Annotated in this window: 14 protein-coding genes; 5 read left to right on the top strand and 9 right to left on the bottom strand. The window is 74.7% G+C overall.

Going from position 1 to position 17,421, the window contains the following annotated elements; genetic code table 11:
* Positions 1–33 precede the first annotated feature (33 nt).
* From AA0005_RS15345 to AA0005_RS15335, 3 genes are all read right to left on the bottom strand, one after another.
* Entirely contained in the window at positions 34–900 is an 867-nt protein-coding gene (locus tag AA0005_RS15345) for an ABC transporter permease (RefSeq protein WP_413450998.1), read from the bottom strand.
* Positions 897–2,210 carry a quaternary amine ABC transporter ATP-binding protein gene (locus AA0005_RS15340; protein WP_413453108.1) on the bottom strand — a complete coding sequence of 438 codons (1,314 nt, stop codon included), beginning with the start codon at positions 2,208–2,210 and terminating at the stop codon, positions 897–899. The genes AA0005_RS15345 and AA0005_RS15340 overlap by 4 nt, the downstream gene beginning before the upstream one ends.
* A 309-nt stretch (positions 2,211–2,519) precedes the next feature.
* Positions 2,520–5,039, bottom strand: a complete 2,520-nt coding sequence (locus tag AA0005_RS15335; RefSeq protein WP_413450997.1) for a glycoside hydrolase family 3 protein — start codon at positions 5,037–5,039, stop codon at positions 2,520–2,522.
* Between the two features lie 176 nt (positions 5,040–5,215).
* Here AA0005_RS15335 and AA0005_RS15330 point away from each other — a divergent pair, with 176 nt between their 5' ends.
* The 4 genes from AA0005_RS15330 (at position 5,216) to AA0005_RS15315 (ending at position 10,448) form a co-directional block, all read left to right on the top strand.
* Positions 5,216–6,049 (top strand): helix-turn-helix transcriptional regulator, encoded by an 834-nt coding sequence (locus AA0005_RS15330; protein ID WP_413450996.1) that lies wholly within the window; start codon positions 5,216–5,218, stop codon positions 6,047–6,049.
* Positions 6,042–7,193 carry a hypothetical protein gene (locus tag AA0005_RS15325; RefSeq protein WP_413450995.1) on the top strand — a complete coding sequence of 384 codons (1,152 nt, stop codon included), beginning with the start codon at positions 6,042–6,044 and terminating at the stop codon, positions 7,191–7,193. The genes AA0005_RS15330 and AA0005_RS15325 overlap by 8 nt, the downstream gene beginning before the upstream one ends.
* The gene (locus AA0005_RS15320; RefSeq protein WP_413450994.1) at positions 7,190–9,835 is read left to right on the top strand and encodes a multicopper oxidase domain-containing protein; all 2,646 of its coding nucleotides are present in this window, start codon (positions 7,190–7,192) and stop codon (positions 9,833–9,835) included. The genes AA0005_RS15325 and AA0005_RS15320 overlap by 4 nt, the downstream gene beginning before the upstream one ends.
* Before the next feature lie 133 nt (positions 9,836–9,968).
* Entirely contained in the window at positions 9,969–10,448 is a 480-nt protein-coding gene (locus AA0005_RS15315; RefSeq protein ID WP_413450993.1) for a DUF4262 domain-containing protein, read from the top strand.
* A gap of 30 nt (positions 10,449–10,478) precedes the next feature.
* Here the strand turns inward: AA0005_RS15315 and AA0005_RS15310 are convergent, their stop codons facing one another.
* On the bottom strand, positions 10,479–11,339 hold the full coding sequence (locus tag AA0005_RS15310; protein ID WP_413450992.1) for an RDD family protein: 861 nt from the start codon (positions 11,337–11,339) through the stop codon (positions 10,479–10,481).
* Positions 11,340–11,357: 18 nt separating this feature from the next.
* Between AA0005_RS15310 and AA0005_RS15305 the strand changes: the two genes are divergently transcribed.
* The gene (locus AA0005_RS15305; RefSeq protein ID WP_413450991.1) at positions 11,358–12,353 is read left to right on the top strand and encodes a stage II sporulation protein M; all 996 of its coding nucleotides are present in this window, start codon (positions 11,358–11,360) and stop codon (positions 12,351–12,353) included.
* 1 nt (position 12,354) lies between these two features.
* Here the strand turns inward: AA0005_RS15305 and AA0005_RS15300 are convergent, their stop codons facing one another.
* The 5 genes from AA0005_RS15300 to AA0005_RS15280 are packed head-to-tail and all read right to left on the bottom strand — an operon-like array spanning position 12,355 to position 17,410.
* Positions 12,355–13,191, bottom strand: a complete 837-nt coding sequence (locus tag AA0005_RS15300; protein ID WP_413450990.1) for a carbohydrate deacetylase — start codon at positions 13,189–13,191, stop codon at positions 12,355–12,357.
* Between the two features lie 59 nt (positions 13,192–13,250).
* Positions 13,251–14,543 carry a DUF58 domain-containing protein gene (locus AA0005_RS15295; protein WP_413450989.1) on the bottom strand — a complete coding sequence of 431 codons (1,293 nt, stop codon included), beginning with the start codon at positions 14,541–14,543 and terminating at the stop codon, positions 13,251–13,253.
* Between the two features lie 40 nt (positions 14,544–14,583).
* Positions 14,584–15,585: an AAA family ATPase gene (locus AA0005_RS15290; protein ID WP_413453107.1), complete on the bottom strand. Its 1,002-nt coding sequence runs from the start codon at positions 15,583–15,585 to the stop codon at positions 14,584–14,586.
* A 20-nt stretch (positions 15,586–15,605) separates the two neighbouring features.
* A complete protein-coding gene (locus AA0005_RS15285) occupies positions 15,606–16,769 on the bottom strand; it encodes a DUF4350 domain-containing protein (protein WP_413450988.1) in 1,164 nt (387 codons plus the stop codon).
* A complete protein-coding gene (locus AA0005_RS15280; RefSeq protein ID WP_413450987.1) occupies positions 16,766–17,410 on the bottom strand; it encodes a DUF4129 domain-containing protein in 645 nt (214 codons plus the stop codon). Before AA0005_RS15280 ends, AA0005_RS15285 begins: the two co-directional genes overlap by 4 nt.
* Positions 17,411–17,421 lie beyond the last annotated feature (11 nt).

Below are 17,421 nucleotides of genomic sequence, written 5' to 3'. Positions count from 1 at the left end.
GTCGTGGGAGGGGCCACACGGCCCGGGGGAGGGTCAGTCCTCGGCGGCGCGGACCTTGAGGGCGCGCGAGACGGGCGCCCGGTCGCCGAGGGCGGCGGTGACCCGGTCGAGGTACATCGCGAGGATGACGACGGAGAGTCCCGCCTCGGCGCCCAGCCCGATGTTGACGCTCTGCAGGGACTGGACCACCGGCTGCCCGAGCCCGGGGGCGCCGACCATGCCGGCGATGACGACCATCGACAGCGAGAGCATGATGAGCTGGTTGACGCCGGCCATGATCGTCGGCAGCGCGAGCGGCAGCTGCACCTGGCGCAGGATGCGGCCCGGGGTGGCACCGAAGGCGTGCCCGGCCTCGACGACCTCGCGGTCGACCTGCCGGATGCCGAGCTCGGTGAAGCGCACGCCCGGGGCCATTGCGAAGATGATCGTCGCGACGATGCCGGGCACGACGCCCACCCGGAAGAGGATGACGGCGGGCAGGAGGTAGACGAAGGCGGGCATCGTCTGCATGAAGTCGAGCACCGGGCGCAGGGCCGCGGAGACCGTGCCGCTGCGGGCCGCCCAGATCCCCAGCGGGATCGCGATGACGGTGGCGATGACCGAGGCGACGACGACGAGCGCGATCGTCGCCATCGCGTTGTCCCACTGGTTCATGCCGACGATGAGCAGCAGCCCGACGACGGTGGCCAGCGCCAGCTTCCAGCTCTTGGCGAAGAAGGCGACGGCGGCGAGGACGAGGACGACGACCCAGAAGGGCGGGGTCAGGAAGGCGAGCTCGGCGAGGTCGAAGAGCGCGCGGAGCCCGTCGGCGACGAGGCCGAAGAGGGCCGAGAGGTTGGTCGTCAGCCAGTCGACGAGCGCGTCGGCCCAGTCGCCGACGGGGATGCGGAAGTCGTTCATCGGGCCTCACCCTCCAGCGGGGTCTGGACGGGGACGGCGGTCGTCGCCTCGTTGCCACCGGGCGCGTCGACGGCGGACGCGTCCGACGGCGGCTCCTGGTCGGCGGCGACGTCCGTGCCGTCGTCGTCGGCGGTCGGCGGGACCATCGCCTCGAGCATGGAGACGCGCGGGACCACCCCGACCAGGCGGCCGGCGTCGTCGGTGACCGCGAGGGGCAGCTGGGCCTCGGTGGCGGGGGCGAACATGTCCGACAGCGGGGTGTCGGGGGAGACGGCCGAGGTGTCCGGCCGGACGACGCCCTCCAGGGTGCGGTCCCCGCGCCGCTGGGCGGCGAGCAGGTCCTGGTCGTAGACGGTGCCGTGGAGGACACGGCGCCGGTCGACGACGTAGGCGGCGGTGCCCTGGGTGGCCTGCAGCTCGCGCAGGGCCACGCCCGGTCCGCCGCCGAGCTGCACGACGGAGATGGGCCGCCGCATGAGCGCGCCGGCCGTGATGACGCGGGAGCGGTCGACGTCGGCGATGAACTTGGCGACGTAGTCGTCCGCGGGCTCGGCGAGGATCTGCTCGGCGGTGTCGATCTGGACGATCCGGCCGTCGCGCATGACGGCGATGCGGTCACCGAGGAACATCGCCTCGTTGAGGTCGTGGGTGATGAAGACGATCGTCTTGCCGAGCGTCGACTGCAGCTCGACGAGCTGCTCCTGCATCTCGCGGCGGATCAGTGGGTCGAGGGCCGAGAAGGCCTCGTCCATGAGGAGGATGTCGGTGTCCGCGGCCAGGGCGCGGGCGAGGCCCACGCGCTGACGCATGCCGCCGGACAGCTGCGCCGGCAGGGAGTCCTCCCAGCCGGCCAGGCCGGTGAGGGCCACGGCCTCCTCGGCCTTGGCGAGACGCTCGGACCTGACCATCCCGCGGATCTCCTGCGGGTAGGCGACGTTGTCGAGGACGGTGCGGTGGGGGAGCAGCGCGAAGTGCTGGAAGACCATGGAGATCTTCGTGCGGCGGATCTCGCGCAGCTCGGCCGGCGGGACGTCGGTGATGCTCTGCTCACCGATGAGGACGCGCCCGGCCGTGGGGGTGAGCAGGCCGTTGAGCATCCGGATGAGGGTCGACTTGCCGGAGCCCGACAGACCCATGACGACGAAGGTCTCGCCCTGCTGCACCTCGAAGGACGCGTCGATGACAGCGGCCGTGCCCATGGGCTTGACCTCGTCACGGGTCGCGCCGGCCCGGAGCCGGCGGACGGCTTCCTGGGACCGGCGTCCGAAGACCTTGTAGACGTTCTCTGCGCGTAGCGCGCTCACGCTCACCTCACTGCGGCTCGGTGTGGTCACGGCGTGGAGGCGCCGTGGCCGCTCACGATCACCGCGCCTGGGGGCGGGCATCGCAAACTTCGGTGGACTGGGGGAACGGCAATCCACCATGCCACCGAAATGTGCTCGCGGCCAGCAGCGGAGGGTACGTCGGGGTCTCTCAGGCCGCTCGCTGAGCGTCGATATCGTCGAGCTGACCTGCGGCTTTACCACTTCCATAAAAGTTACTGAACTGTGACAGGTATAACGCGAGGAGGACGTGCCCCGCGCTCGGCGGGACACGTCCTCCTCGGTCGCTCGGGTGGCTCAGGGGGTGCGGCGCAGGCCGATCGTGTCGATGCCGTTGCCGTCCCAGTCGCCGACGTAGACCTCGTCGCCGGGGCGGCCGAAGTCCATGACGATCTCCGCGGCGCCGCCGCGCAGGCTGTTGGCGATGTGGAAGGTGCGCCCGCGGCGGACGCCGAAGGTGTCCTCGCCGTCGCCGTTCCAGTCGCCGGCCAGCACCTCGTCGCCGGCGCGGCCGTAGGTGAAGGTGGCGTCGGCGCGGCCGCCGGCCATCGCGTTGCGCACGTGGAAGGTGGCCCCGCGGCGCACGGCGAAGGTGTCCTCGCCGTCGCCGTCCCAGTCACCGACGAGGACGTCGTCCCCGGGGCGGCCGTAGGTGACGACGTGGTCCGCGGCGCCCCCGCTCAGGGAGTTCTTCACGTGGAAGGTGGCCCCGCGGCGCACCGCCAGGGTGTCCTCCCCGTCGCCGTCCCAGTCGCCGACGAGGACGTCGTCCCCGGGGCGTCCGTAGGCGAAGACGCGGTCGGCGGTCCCGCCCCTGGGGGCGTTGTTGACGAAGAAGGTGTTCCCCCGGCGCACGGTGATGGAGTCGCGGCCGTCGCCGTCCCAGTCGCCGATGAGGACCTCGTCGCTGAAGCGGCCGTACATGAAGGCGTGGTCGGCCACCCCGCCGCGCCAGCTGTTGGAGAGGAAGAAGCCGTGCTCCTGGTCCGGGTCCTGCGGGTGCTGCGGCTCCTCGTCCTCGTAGCCGAGACCGAAGCCGATCGGGTGGAGCACGCCCTCGCCGTCGGCGGTCGGGATGTTGACGGGGAGCTTGCCGGTCGGCTCGACGTTGCCGAGGACGACGTCGGCGACGGCCTGGAGCGAGGGGCGCTGGTAGCCGTAGGTGACGAGCTGCGCGGGCGCCGGGTTCTCCCAGGCGACGTCGTAGGGGTTGCGCACCGGCACGTGGACCACCGGGACGTCGGTCGCCTGGAGTGCCGCCAGGAGGTCGCGCTGCGACTGGGTCTGGGCGGCGTTCGCCGGGGTGTGGGTCATGAGGACGATCGCGTCGTGGCCCTCGGCGGCCTCCGCGGCCTGGGCGATCTGCTCGGCGCTCGGGAAGTTGGCCGTGTAGAGGTGGTCGGTCTCCACGCCGCGGTCCGTGAAGGCCTGGGCGAGGCCCGGCACCCCGCTCTGTCCCCACCCGGTGACGAAGACGGACTCGTCGCCGTCGAGCGGGAGCAGGTCGCCCTCGTTGCGCAGCAGGGTGACCGACCGGTCGGCGATCTCCTGGGCGGTGGCGGTGTGCTCGGCGCTGCCGACGACGTCCATGACCTCGTCCACCGGCACGCTCGGGTCCTCCTCCCACACCCCGCGCTCGACCTTCCACTCGAGGATCCGGGTGACCGACTCCTCCAGGCGCTCGCGGGTGATGTCCCCGGACTCGACCGCCGCGTTGACGGCCTCGAAGGTCGCCGGGACGTCGGGCGACATGAGGAGGATGTCCGAGCCGGCCTGGATGGCGAGGACGGCGATCTCGCCGTCGGTCAGCGGGTTGTCGGGCAGCTCCTTGAGTGCCTCCATGTCGAGGGCGTCGGTGGTGATGAGGCCATCGAAGCCGAGCTCCTCGCGCAGCAGGCCGGTGAGGACGGCGGGGGAGAGGGTGCCGGGCATCTCGGGGTCGAGCTCCTCGACGATGACGTGCGCCGTCATGATCATGTCGACGCCCGCGTCGATGGCCGCCTCGAAGGGCAGGAGGTGCTGGTCGAGGGTGGCGCGGTCGTAGGTGACGATCGGCAGGCCCGTGTGGGAGTCGGTCTCCGTGTCCCCGTGGCCGGGGAAGTGCTTGGCCGCGGCGGCGACGCCCTGGGACTGCATGCCCTCGATCTGGGCGACGCCGAGCGCGGCGACGTTCTGCGGGTCCTCGCCCATCGAGCGCACGCCGATGACCGGGTTGGCCGGGTTGGTGTTGACGTCGACGACGGGCGCGAAGTCCGCGTTGACGCCGACGGCGGCGAGCTCGGAGCCAAGGATCTCGCCCTGCGCCCGGGCGAGCGCTGCGTCGAAGGTGGCGCCCAGGGCCATGTTGCCGGGCAGCACCGTCATCGGGGCACCCATGCGGGCGACAATGCCGCCCTCCTGGTCGATCGTCGTCGCGAGCGGGATGCCGGATCCCTCGTCGCCCACGGACACGGCCTGCAGGCCGTTGGACAGCTCGGCGGTGAGCTCGGGGTCGCTGACGATGCCGGGGTTGGACCACGCGAAGTAGAGGACGCCGCCGAGGTCGAACGTCTCGACGACCTCCCGCGGGGTGTCGACGCCGTAGCGCTCCTGGTTCTGCTCGGCCATCGAGGCGTCGTCGGCGGAGTTGCCGTAGACGTAGGTCCACGTCATCTGGCCGATGAGCTCGTCGACCGTCATGTTGCTGACGATGTGGTCGATCGGGTTCGCCGAGTCCGGCGTGGACGTGGCGCCCGCGGGGACGGTGGACGCGAGCAGCATCCCCGCCGCGAGGCAGGTGGCGGCGCCGATGCGGGCGCCGGCGGTTCTCTTGGTCAACGTTCCTCCAGGTGTGAGTCGTCATCGATCACGAAGGGGTCGTGGCAACTCTTTTCCTGTGAACGCATATGGGGGAAAGTGCTGCCGCCCCTCACCCTACGCCAGAGCGCGGCGGCGGTCACGGACCGGACCAAGGTCCCAAGGAGAGCGCCGCCGCGAATAGGACGGTTGTTTCCGTGAATAAAGCTCTCGGGCCCCTCCCCACCCGCGGCCTGGCGCGGGAGGAGCTGTCCCCCGCCCGCCGGGTGACGCTGGACGCCCTCATCGACCTCGGCGGGCGCCGCACCGTCGCCGAGCTCGCCGATGAGCTGGGACAGCACCCCAACACGGTCCGCGAGCACCTCGAGGCGCTCGTGCGCGTCGACCTCGTCGAGCGCACGCTGCGGCACTCCTCCGGGCGGGGTCGGCCGGCCGCCCTCTACCGGGCGACCCTCGCCGCCACACCCGCCGGCCCGGAGTACGCCGTCCTCGCCGAGGTCCTCATCACCTACCTCGCCAAGGCGATCCCGGACCGGCGCGAGCGCACGGAGCACGCGCTGTCCGCCGGCCGCGACTGGGGCCGGGCCATCCGCTCCCGCCAGCTCGTCGAGGCCCGCCGCGAGGAGCGCCTCGCCGCCGCCGGCCTCCGCCCCGGGAACAGCTCCGCTGTCGCCGACAGCTCACTTACCGCCGACAGCTCACTTACCGCCGACAGTACAGTTGCCGCCCCCGAGGACCCCGCCGCGCTCGCGGACTCGGTGAACCGCCTCGGCGAGATGCTCGACCGCGCCGGCTTCGACTGCCGCACCACCGCGGAGGACGACGGCGGCTACACCCAGCGCCTGCGCCGCTGCCCCGTCCTCGCCCTGGCCCGCGAGCACCCCGACGTCGTGTGCACGAGCCACCTCGGCATGGCCCGCGAGATCCTCGCCCACGACGGCGTCGCCCCCGAGCGCGTCACCCTGGAGGCCTTCGCCGAGCCCGGCGCCTGCCTCCTGCGCATCGCCCCGCCGGCGGCCGACGATGAGTAACGGCGTCCTCACCCGCACCTCCTTCCGCCTGCCCTTCCTCCTCCTCGGCGGCCTCGCCCTGCTCGCCGGCCTCGACGCAGCGCTCGCCCTCCTCGGCCTGCCGCACGTCCTCGTCGGGGACCGCCTCGCCGAGGTTCACGGTCCGCTCATGGTGCTCGGCTTTGTCGGCACGGTCATCGGGCTCGAGCGCTCCGTGGCGCTGGGCCGCGGCTGGGGCTACCTGGCCCCGGCGCTCAACGGCCTCGGGGTCCTCGCCACCGTCTCCGTGCTGCCGCACGCCGTCGGGGCCGGTCTCGTCCTCGCCGGCCAGGTCGGCGGCCTCCTCGTCTACCGCGCGCTGTACGCCCGCCTGCCCGCGGCCGCCGTCGCGGTCCAGGTGCTCGGCCAGCTCATGGCGGTGGCGGCCGCGGCCCTGTGGCTGGGCGGCGTCCCCGTGCCCGCGACCGTGCCGTGGCTCGTCGGCTTCCTCGTCCTCACGATCCTCGGCGAGCGACTGGAGCTGGCCCGCCTCGGCGCGCTGAGCCCTCGGGACGCCACCGCCGCCCAGGCGGTTGCCGTCGCCGTCGTCCTCGCGGCCGTCGTCTCCCTCCTCGCCCCCGACGCCGGCTTCACCCTCCTGGGCGCCGCCCTCCTCGCCGCGGCGCTGTGGCTCGCGGTCAAGGACGTCGCGCGCCGCACCGTCCGCTCCACCGGCCTGCCCCGCTTCATCGCGCTCTGCCTGCTCGCCGGCTACGGCTGGCTCGCCGTCGCCGGGGCGGTGTGGGCGCTCGGCGGGCAGGTCGAGGGCCGGGCCTACGACGCCGCCGCCCACGCCCTCTTCCTCGGCTTCGTCATCTCGATGGTCATGGCGCACGCGCCGGTCATCATGCGGGCCGTCCTGCGCCGACCGCTGCCCTACCGGCGCGCGTTCCTCGTGCCCGCCGCCCTCCTCCACGCCACCCTCGTCCTCCGCCTCGCCGTCGGCGACGCGCGCGACCTCGAGTGGGCCGTCCAGGCCGGCGGGGTCGGGAACATCGCCGCGGTCCTCACCTTCGTCGCCGTCGCCGCCTGGTCCGCCCTCACGGCACGGAGGACGACGACGACGGCGCACCCGCCGTCGCAGCCTCGCGAGCTCAGCACCACGACCACCGGAGCGTCCTCATGAACATCGGCCGACCGAGCCGCCCGCCGATCGCCCGCCGGCCCTGGCACGTCAAGGTCAACGCGCTCGTCGTCGCCTGGTTCCTCGCCGCCTTCGTCGTCGCCGTCGCCCACCGGTGGATCCCCGAGGCGAACTACCTCATGGTCCACCTCACCCTGCTGGGCGCGGTGACGACGGCGATCCTCATCTGGTCGGCCCACTTCGCCGACACCCTCCTGGGGCGCCCTGCGCCCGGCGGGCAGGGGCTGATCTTCCTGCGCCTCGGCGTGCACACGGTCTCGGCGGTCCTCGTCATCGTCGGTGTCGCGACCGGCCGGTGGCCGCTCGTCGTCGTCGGCGGGGTGGGCGTCACGCTCGTCGCCATCACCCACGTCGTCGTCATCCTCGTCCAGCGGCGCGGGGCCCTCATGGCCCGCTTCGGTGCGCTGTCCCTCTTCTACGTGTGCGCCGGGCTGTGCCTCGCCGTCGGGGTGTGGCTGGGGGTCATGCTCGCCCGGACGACGCCCTCCGCCGAGGTCGAGGGCCGCCTGTACACCGCCCACACGACGACGATGCTCCTCGGCTGGGTCGGGCTCACCGTCCTCGGCACCCTCGTCGTCCTGTGGCCGACGATGCTGCGCACCAAGATGGTCCCCGGCGCCCCGCTGGCCGCGCGCCGCGCCATGGTCGTCCTCGTCGCGGGCCTCGCGGTCATCTGGGCCGCGGCCGCCACCGGCCAGCGCCTGCTCGTCGTCCTCGCGGTCGCCGTCTACCTCACCGGTGTCGTGCTCGTCGTGCGCCCGATGGTCACCATCGCCCGCGGCAAGCCGCCGCGCAGCTACGCGACGCTGAGCGCGGCGATGGCCGTCGTCTGGCTCGTCGGCTGCCTGGTCACGCTCGCCGTGCTCGCCGCGACCGCCCCCGGCTGGGCGGCGCTGCGCGAGAGCCTCGGCATCCTCGCCGCCCCCTACGCCGCCGGCTTCGCCGGCCAGGTGCTCCTCGGGGCGCTGAGCTACCTCGCGCCGGTCATGCTCGGCGGCGGCCCGCGCGTGGTCCGCCGCGTGGACGAGGAGATGAACCGGGCCGCCGGTGCGCGCATCGTCATCGTCAACCTCAGCCTGCTCCTCTTCGTCCTCCCGCTGCCGAGCCTCGTGCGCGTGACGACCTCCCTCCTCGGGCTCGCGGGGCTCTCCTCCTTCCTCGTCCTCCTCGCCCGCGCGCTGTGGGCACGCCGCCAGGCCGACCGGGAGAGCTCCGGCGCCGTCATCGCCGCCTCGATCAGCACCGGGCCGCCGCCGGTGCCGCGCCGCCTCGGCGCCCTGTACGGCGTCGGCGCGGTCGCGCTCGCGGTCGTCCTCGGGGTGGCCGGGGACCCGGCTGCCGCCGGCCTCACCGGCAGCTCCGCCGACGACGGCGTGGCCGCCACCGGCCGCACGACCACCGTGCGCGTGGAAGCCCAGGACATGCGCTTCGTGCCCGACGTCGTCGAGGTCCCCGCCGGTGACCGGCTCGTCATCGAGCTCGTCAACACCGACGACGACGTCCACGACCTCGTCCTCGACAACGGCGCGCGGTCCGGGCGCATGTCGGCGGGGGAGACCGTCGAGGTGGACCTCGGTGTCGTCGGGCGCGACGTCGAGGGCTGGTGCTCGGTCGCCGGGCACCGGCAGATGGGGATGACCCTCGACGTCGTCGCCGTCGGGGCCGCGCCCGAGGCGGCCGGTGCCGACACCCACGACGGCGACCACGCGCCGTCGTCGTCCACCGACCCGGCCCGCGACCACCTCGACCTGCGCGCCGACCCGGGCGAGGACTTCACCGCCCATCCGGCCGAGCTGCCTCCGGCGCCCGAGGGCGAGCTCCACGAGGTCACCCTCGCGGTCGGTGAGGTGACCGCGGAGGTGGCGCCCGGCGTCGAGCAGGAGCTGTGGACCTTCAACGGCACCGCGCCCGGGCCCACGCTGCGCGGGAAGGTCGGCGACGTCTTCGAGGTCACGCTCGTCAACGACGGCACCATCGGCCACTCCATCGACTTCCACGCCGGGGCGCTGGCCCCCGACGAGCCGATGCGCACGATCGCGCCTGGGGAGTCGCTGGTCTACCGCTTCACCGCCGAGCGCGCGGGCATCTGGATGTACCACTGCTCCACGGCGCCGATGTCGATGCACATCGCCCAGGGCATGTTCGGCGCCGTGATCATCGACCCTCCCGAGCTGGAGCCGGTCGACCGCGAGTACGTCCTCGTCCAGTCCGAGGTCTACCTCGGGGAGCAGGGCGGGACGGCGGACGCCGAGGCCATCGCGGCCGAGCGGCCCGACCTCGTCGTCTTCAACGGCTACGCCAACCAGTACGGCCACGAGCCGCTCACCGCCCGCGTCGGCGAGCGGGTGCGGGTGTGGGTGCTCGCGGCCGGGCCCAGCCGCGGATCGGCCTTCCACGTCGTCGGCGGGCAGTTCGACACGGTGTGGACCGAGGGGGCCTACCGGCTCGGTGGGCCGGGGGAGGTCGGCGGACCGAGCGGGGGTGCGCAGGTGCTGCCGCTCGTGCCCGCCCAGGGAGGCTTCGTCGAGCTCGAGATGCCCGAGGCCGGCCACTACCCCTTCGTCTCCCACGCGATGGTCGACGCCGAGCGCGGCGCCCACGGGGTCATCGAGGTCACCGAGTAGCGCGGTCGGCGCGGCGGCGTCGCTCCACGCCGCCGCGCCGGGTGCGGTCCGTCCCCAGGGTGCGTCCCTGACCCGGCCGTCCGTCACCGCCCCTTCCTAGCGTCGTCAGCACCGACGACGACGGGAGGTCGCGATGTGTCTCATCTGTGACGGGTGGACGTGGGAGGAGGTGCTGGCGCGCAACCTCGAGCTCATCGAGCGCCACGGCTGGATGGTCCAGTTCGTCGAGCCCAGCCGCAGCAGCCTGGCCTTCGCCTACACGGTCGGGCTCACCCGCTTCCACGACCACCCCGAGCTGCTCATCAGCGGGGCCACGGCGGAGGACTCGTGCCGGATGCTCAACGGGCTGGCGCAGCACGTGCGCGAGGGGCACCGCTTCGCCGCGGGCGACGTGGTGGCCTCGATGTCCCCGCACCGCTACCGGCTGATCCGGGTCAACGACCCGCGGCACCTCGCCACGGCCCAGGAGATCTACGGGCAGGGCGGGCGGACGGTGCCGGGCCTGCAGCTCGTGTGGTCCAACCACGAGGGGCAGTGGCCGTGGGACCCGGCGTGGGCCGACGGGCGCCGCAGGCAGAAGCTCTTCGGGCACACCCGGTGGCCGGGCCGATGAGTGCGGACCGCTTGGCGCGGCGGGCGCCGGTCAGCGCATCTGGAAGGGCAGCCGGCGCAGCTCGGCGGTGGTCCTCGCGAGCGTCTCCCGGGCACGCAGGCCCACGGCGTACTCCCGGTCCCGGCGCGCCACGAGCACCGCCGCGAGGAAGCGCTCGGGGTGGGTGCCCCACGGCGGGGGCGGGGCGACGAGCGGCTCCACCCGGGCGGCGAGCTGACGCCCCAGCTGTTCGCGCGAGGCCGGGTCGAGGGTGCCGGTGCGGTCGAGGAAGCGCCGCGCCGCGAGGGCCAGGCCGTCGGGCATCGCCCGGATGTCGGCGGTGCGGGCCCAGGACTCGAGCTCGGGCGGCATGAGGAGCGGCGGCGCCTTGCGGTCCGCGCCCCGGGTGCGCACGGCGTAGGTGCCCGCGAGCAGGTCGCCCAGCCGCTTGCCGCGGCCGTTGAGGAGCGCCGTCATGACGGCGATCGAGCCCGCCGTCAGCCACAGCTCCCCGAGGCCGGTGAGCGAGCGGATGAAGGCGTGCCGCAGTCGGACGGGTCCGCCGTCGTCGCGGACGATGCGGATGCCGGTGGCGAGCTTGCCCAGGGAGCGGCCGCGCGTGAGCGTCTCGACGACGGTGGGCGCCACGACGACCACCGCCGCGAGCGTCGCGATCGACACGGCCGTCGCCCGGGCCTCGTTGACCTCACCCATGGCGGAGAGGACACCGAAGGAGAGGGCAACGAGCACGACCGCGTAGGCGGCGGCGTCGATGAGCCCGCTGACCACCCGCAGGAGGAAGGCCGCGGGGCGGACCTCCAGCGCCACGGCCTCGCCGGTGATGATGAGGTCGTCGGTCAGGTGGGCGGCCTGCAGCGCACGGCCGGGGGAGTGCGCCGCGTGCGTCGTCATGTGTGGCAGGGTACCCGCGTGGACATCGACGCCTTCGCGGCCGTGCACCGCCCGGAGTGGGAGCGCCTGCGGGCGCTGTCCGCGCGGCGCCGCCTCGCGGGCGGCGAGGCCGACGAGCTCGTGTCGCTCTACCAGACGACGGCCGGGCACCTGTCCGCGCTGCGGACCTCGGCGCCCGACCCGCTGCTCGTCTCCGAGCTCTCCGGCCTCCTCGCCACGGCCCGCGGCCGGATCGCCGGTGCCCACGAGGCCCGCCTCTCGGACGTCTCCCGCTTCTTCCTCCTCTCGCTGCCCGCAGCCTTCTACCGGGTGCGCTGGTGGACGGTGTGGGTCGGCCTCGCCTTCGTCGCCCTCGGCGCGGTGAGCGGCTGGTGGGTGGCGACGAACCCGGCGGCGCTCGCGGCCATGGGCTCGCCGGCCGAGCTCGAGCAGTACGCGGAGGAGGCCTTCGCGGCCTACTACTCCAACTACCCGGCCGGCGACTTCGCCGGGCAGGTGTGGACGAACAACGCCTGGATCGCCGCCCAGTGCATCGCGCTCGGTATCACCGGGTTCTTCCCGGTGTACGTGCTCGTGGCCAACGCGGTCGGGGTGGGCTCCTCGGGCGGCGTCATGGCCGCCCACGGGCACCTCGACGTGTTCTTCGGCCTCATCCTGCCCCACGGGCTCATGGAGCTGACCGCGATCTTCATCGCCGCCGGCGCCGGCCTCAAGCTCTTCTGGGCGTGGGTGTCGCCGGGGCCGCGCACCCGCTCGCGGGCGCTCGCGGAGGAGGGCCGCTCGCTGTTCGTCGTCGCGCTGGGCCTCGTGCTCGTGCTCGCCGTCTCCGGCGTCGTCGAGGGCTTCGTCACGCCGTCCGCGCTGCCCACCTGGGCCAAGATCACCATCGGTGCGCTCGTCCTCGCCGGCTACTGGGCCTACACCCTCGTTCTCGGCCGCCGCGCCGTGCGCGCGGGGGAGACCGGGGACCTCGAGGAGGACCTCGCCGGCCACACCCTCGCCCAGGCGGGCTGAGTCACCAGGCGGGCACGATCTCGATGCGCTCGCGCCGCAGCGTCCGGTGGAAGGCGGGGTCGCGCAGCAGCCGCAGCTCCCACAGCCGCTTGCGGCCGTCCGCGGCCGGCAGCCGGGCCGCAGCCGCCCGCGGAGCCGGGTGGACCATGAGCTCGGAGGTGCCGAGCGGCAGCCGGCGCAGCTGGGAGAGGACCTCGGCCCGCAGCTGCGGGTAGCTCAGAGTCAGCCGGCCCGGCAGCCACGCGCTGACGAGCACCTCCGGCAGGCGCACCCCGAGCTCGTCGGCGCGGGCCACCGCGCCCCGGTGGGCCGCACGCAGCCCGCGCGCCGCCAGCCCGAGCACCGGCCCGAGCCGCCGGGGCAGGCGGAAGGCCAGCCCGTGGGCGGCACAGAAGTCGACGGCGATGTCCGCCAGCGACCGTCCGTGCAGCCCGTAGAGGGTCCCGGAGTGGGAGTCGAGGGCGGGCGGGCGCAGGCCGGCGGCCCTCATCCACTCGAGCTGGGCGCTCATCTCCCGGGTGACGTCCACGGCGGTGGCGCGGCGCTCGGCGACGCCACCCTCGACCGGGAGGGCGCCGTCGGGACCGGTGAGCGAGTCGACGCCGGCGGCGAGGGGGCGCCAGCCCGCCCACTCGTGCCCGGTGGACAGGGCGACGTGGAGGCGCGGCTCGTCCAGCCCCGCGGTGCGTAGCCGGGTGACGGCGTCCTGCGCGGCGGGCGCGACAGGGATGAGGGTCGTCGCCGAGACGAGCCCGTCCCGGATGAGCTCGACGACGACCTCGTCGATGTCGGGGTCCACGCCGAGGTCGTCGGCCGTGATGACGAGCTGGCGCTTCACGAGGCCCACGCTAGGACGGCCCCCGCGCCCCCGCACGCCGTCGCCGGGCGCCGGTGGCGCTACAGGCGGCCGGCGGCCTTGAGGGCGAGGTAGGTGTCGGCCAGGGCGGGCGGCAGCTCGTCCGGCGTCGCCTCGACGACCTCGACGCCCCGCCGGCGCAGCCGGGCCGCCGCGGCCGCCCGCTCAAGGGCGGCCCGCTCCGCCGCGGCCGCGTCGAAGACCTCCTCGCTGCTGCCGCGCCGGCGCCGGATCTCCTCCGCCTCCGGGTCCGCGGCGGAGGCCAGGACCACCTGGTGGTCGCGCGTCATCGCCCCGACGACGGGCAGCAGGTCCGACATCACCGCGGCGGTGTCGAGCGCGGTGAGGAGCACGACGAGAGAGCGCTGGGAGAGCGTGTCCCGCACGACCTGGGTGACGGTCGGCCAGCTCATCTGGACGAGGGACGCCTCGACCGGAGCCAGCCCCTCGGCCAGCGCCGACATGAGCCGCGGCCCCTGCACGCCCGAGACCCTGGCCCGGACGGCGGAGTCGACGGCGACGACGTCCACCCGGTCCCCGGCCCGCGAGGCGAGGGCGGCGAGGAGGAGCGCCGCCTCGATCTGCGCCTCCAGCCGCGGCGCCTCACCGAGCCGCGCCGCCGACAGCCGCGAGGAGTCGACGACGACGAGCACCCGCCGGTCCCGCTCGGGACGCCACGTGCGCACGACGACGTCGCCCCCGCGGGCGGTGGCCCGCCAGTCGATGGCGCGCACGTCGTCGCCGATGACGTACTCACGCAGCGAGTCGAACTCGGTGCCCTCCCCGCGGACCTGGACGGCGGCGCGCCCGTCCATCTCCCGCAGCCGCGCGAGCCGGGAGGGCAGGTGGCGCCGGGAGGTGAAGGCGGGCAGCACCCGCAGCCGGGCCGGGGCGGGCAGCGAGCGCTGCCGGGCGGCCAGCCCGAGCGGTCCGTGGCAGCGCAGCGTGACGAGGTCGGCCTCCCGGTCCCCGCGGCGGGTGGGCCGCAGGGTGGTGCGCACCCGCCGCGCCTCCCCGGCCGGCACGGTGAGCCGGTGGCGGTTGCGCTCTGCGCCGGCCGAGGGCACCCAGGCGTCACGCACGAGCAGCCGCGCGCGCCGCGTGCCGGTGTTGACGACGGTGAGCGTCGACGTCGTGGGCTCGCCCAGCCGCACCGAGTGCGGGACCTGCCGCCCGGGCTGAAGCGCGCGCGGTGAGGCGGCGAGGACGAGGTCGGCGACCACGCCGAGGACGAGCACGAGCACCCACGCGAGCACCGTCGTCGTGCGCGGCACGAGGAGCACCGGCAGCACGCCGACGACGGCGACGAGGACGGCGCGCCGGGTCAGCGCCATGTCACCTCCTCGGGCGTGGGACGGGACGGTCGCACGGCGCTCAGCGGGGGACCGGGACGGTGCGCAGCACGCCGTCGAGGACGGTCTCGGCGGTCACGCCCTCGAGCTCGGCCTCCGCGCGCAGCTGGACGCGGTGGCGCAGGGTGGCGTGGGCGAGGGCCTTGACGTCGTCGGGGGTGACGTAGTCGCGGCCGGTGAGCCAGGCCCAGGCGCGCGCGGTGGCGAGCAGCGCCGTCGCCCCGCGCGGGGAGACGCCGAGGGACAGCGACGGCGAGGTGCGCGTGGCGCGGCAGATGTCGACGACGTAGCCGAGCACCTCGGGAGCGACCTGGACGCGGGCGACCTCCTCGCGGGCGGCCGCGAGGTCCGCCGGCCCGGCGACCGGCCGCACCCCGGCCCCGGCGAGGTCGCGCGGGTCGAAGGCGTGCGCGTGCCGGTTGAGCACCTCGATCTCGTCGTTGCGCTCAGGCAGCGGGACGAGGAGCTTGAGGAGGAAGCGGTCGAGCTGGGCCTCGGGCAGCGGGTAGGTGCCCTCGTACTCGACCGGGTTCTGGGTGGCGATGACCATGAACGGGTCGGGCAGCGGCCGCGGCTGGCCGTCGACCGACACCTGCCGCTCCTCCATCGCCTCGAGCAGCGAAGCCTGCGTCTTCGGGGGCGTGCGGTTGATCTCGTCGGCGAGCAGGAGGTTGGTGAAGACCGGCCCCTCCCGGAAGGAGAACTCCGCGGTGCGCGAGTCGTAGACGAGGGAGCCGGTGACGTCACCGGGCATGAGGTCCGGGGTGAACTGCACCCGGGTGGTCCCCATGTCGAGGCTCGCGGCGAGCGTGCGCACGAGGAGGGTCTTCGCTACGCCCGGCACCCCCTCGAGCAGGACGTGCCCGCGGCACAGCAGGCCGATGACGAGGCCGGTCACCGCGGCCTCCTGGCCGACGACCGCCTTGGCCACCTCCTGCCGCAGCGCGGCCAGGCGCGCCCGCGGCGAGTCGGGCGCCGGGGCGGGGGCCGGCGGCGGGACGGGCGCCTGCGTGGGCGGCGGCAGGGGCTGGGGGTCAGGGGTGCTCACGACGGGTGGACCTCGCTTTCCAGGGTGTCGAGCTCGTGGGTGAGTCGGGTGAGCCCGGCGTCGGACGTCGGGGGTGGGCCGTACAGGAGTGCGCCGACGGCGGCCTCCTCGCGCCCGGTGGCGCGGGCGACGGCGGCGACGAGGACCTCGGCACGCGCGGAGGCCGGCACGCCGAGGCGGGCGGCGACCCTGCTGGCGCAGCCGGCGCGCAGGCCGGCGGCGGCGTGGGCGTGGTCGCGGGCGCGGCGGTACAGCCGCCCGCGTCCCAGAGTCGTCTCCGCGGAGCGGACGACGACGGGCATCGGCTCAGTCACCACGCGCCCCAGCCGCCGCGCGCCCCACAGGACGACGACGACGGCGACGACGAGCAGCTGCAGGCCCAGCGCCCGGGCGGTGGGCGGGACGAGGTCCGCGGCCGAGCCGGAACCCTGCCCGCCGTCGTCGGCGCCCACGGTGTCGCCGATGGTCGGCAGGTACCAGACGAGCTCGTCGTTGGCACCGAGCAGGCGCAGGACGAGGGCGGCGTTGCCGGCGTCGGCAAGGTCCGCGTTGCTCATGAGCGTGGGGTCGGCGAGGGCGGCGATCTGGCGGCCGTCCTGCTCCCAGGTGGCCAGCGCGCCGGCGCCCTCGGCGGTGGGGAAGCACAGCTCGACGTCGTCGCTCAGCGGCACGACGCCACCGGTGCTGCGGGACAGCTCCCCGGCGGCCCGCGCGTGCGGGTCAGCGCAGCTCGCGGCGAGCGGCTCGTCGCTGCCGACGGGGGAGGGCTCGACCTGGTCGCTCAGCGGCTCGAGGTCGGGCAGGAAGGTGAGCTGGCCGAGGACGAGGTCGGCGCCGGTGTCGCGCACGGCGGCGAGCTGGTCGTCGTCGAGCCGGCCCGTGGCCGTGACGAGCAGGGTGGTGCCGGGCCGGGCGACGCGGACGGCGTCGTCGGTCGTCGAGACGGTGCTGATCTGCACGCCCTGCTCGCGCAGGATCGTCGCGGCGGCCTGTGCACCGCCGGGCTGCGGGTTGTCGGGGGCGAGCGGCACCGCGGACGTCGACTCCCGCCCGACGACGATCGCCACGACAGCGGCGACCGCGACGAGTGCGCAGGCGAGGAGGAAGAGGACCTGACGGCGGCTGCGCCGCGGCGGCGCGGTGGCGAGCTCGGTGCTCATCGCACCGCCGCCCACGTCGCACCCACGGCCGCCGGGCTCACCGGGCGGCTGCGGGCGACGGCGGTGGCGAGCTCGCGCAGCCGCGCGTCCTCGGCCTCACCGGGGGTGGCCGAGCCGTAGCAGACGTCGTCGAAGAGGTTCCCGGCCCAGGTGAGGCCGGCCGCGCAGTCGGGCAGCTGCCGGGCGGCGGCGGTGCTCGCCTCGTGGGCGGTGAGGCCGGGGCGGTCGTCGAGGACCGCGCGCTCGTCGAGGGACCGGATGACGGCCCGGAAGCGCATGAGGACCGCCGTCGGCCAGTCGCCACGGCGGGCGGCGGCGTCGGCGGAGGCCGTGAGGTCGGCGCTCGTCGCGTCCGCGTCGTCGAAGACGGCGTGCGAGCGGCTCGGCCCGCCACGCCAGCGGGCGCGGACGGGGCCGGCGAGGTAGAGCGCGACGGCGAGGAGCACGACCGCCCCGACGACGACGATGACGGGCACGACGTTGGGCGGGGCGGAGACCTCGAGCTCGACGAGCCGCTGGAGCTGCTCGACGAACCAGGCCCAGGCGCGCTCGAGCAGGTTCGGCTCGGTGTCGTACGCGCTGCGGGAGAGCTCCTCCTCCGCCCAGCGGCGCGCCTCCTCCGCGTCCGGCTCGACCGGCACGCCCAACCTCA

The sequence above is a fragment of the Georgenia phoenicis genome, from assembly GCF_047302425.1.
Lineage (GTDB): Bacteria > Actinomycetota > Actinomycetes > Actinomycetales > Actinomycetaceae > Oceanitalea.
This window is presented reverse-complemented; position numbering and strand designations above follow the sequence as displayed.

Bases quoted from the DNA above. Each gene is read 5' to 3' on its own strand.
- AA0005_RS15345 (WP_413450998.1), bottom strand. From the start codon at position 900: ATGAACGACTTCCGCATCCCCGTCGGCGACTGGGCCGACGCGCTCGTC.
- AA0005_RS15325 (WP_413450995.1), top strand. From the start codon at position 6,042: ATGAGTAACGGCGTCCTCACCCGCACCTCCTTCCGCCTGCCCTTCCTC.
- AA0005_RS15320 (WP_413450994.1), top strand. From the start codon at position 7,190: ATGAACATCGGCCGACCGAGCCGCCCGCCGATCGCCCGCCGGCCCTGG.
- AA0005_RS15315 (WP_413450993.1), top strand. From the start codon at position 9,969: ATGTGTCTCATCTGTGACGGGTGGACGTGGGAGGAGGTGCTGGCGCGC.
- AA0005_RS15310 (WP_413450992.1), bottom strand. From the start codon at position 11,339: ATGACGACGCACGCGGCGCACTCCCCCGGCCGTGCGCTGCAGGCCGCC.
- AA0005_RS15295 (WP_413450989.1), bottom strand. From the start codon at position 14,543: ATGGCGCTGACCCGGCGCGCCGTCCTCGTCGCCGTCGTCGGCGTGCTG.
- AA0005_RS15285 (WP_413450988.1), bottom strand. From the start codon at position 16,769: ATGAGCACCGAGCTCGCCACCGCGCCGCCGCGGCGCAGCCGCCGTCAG.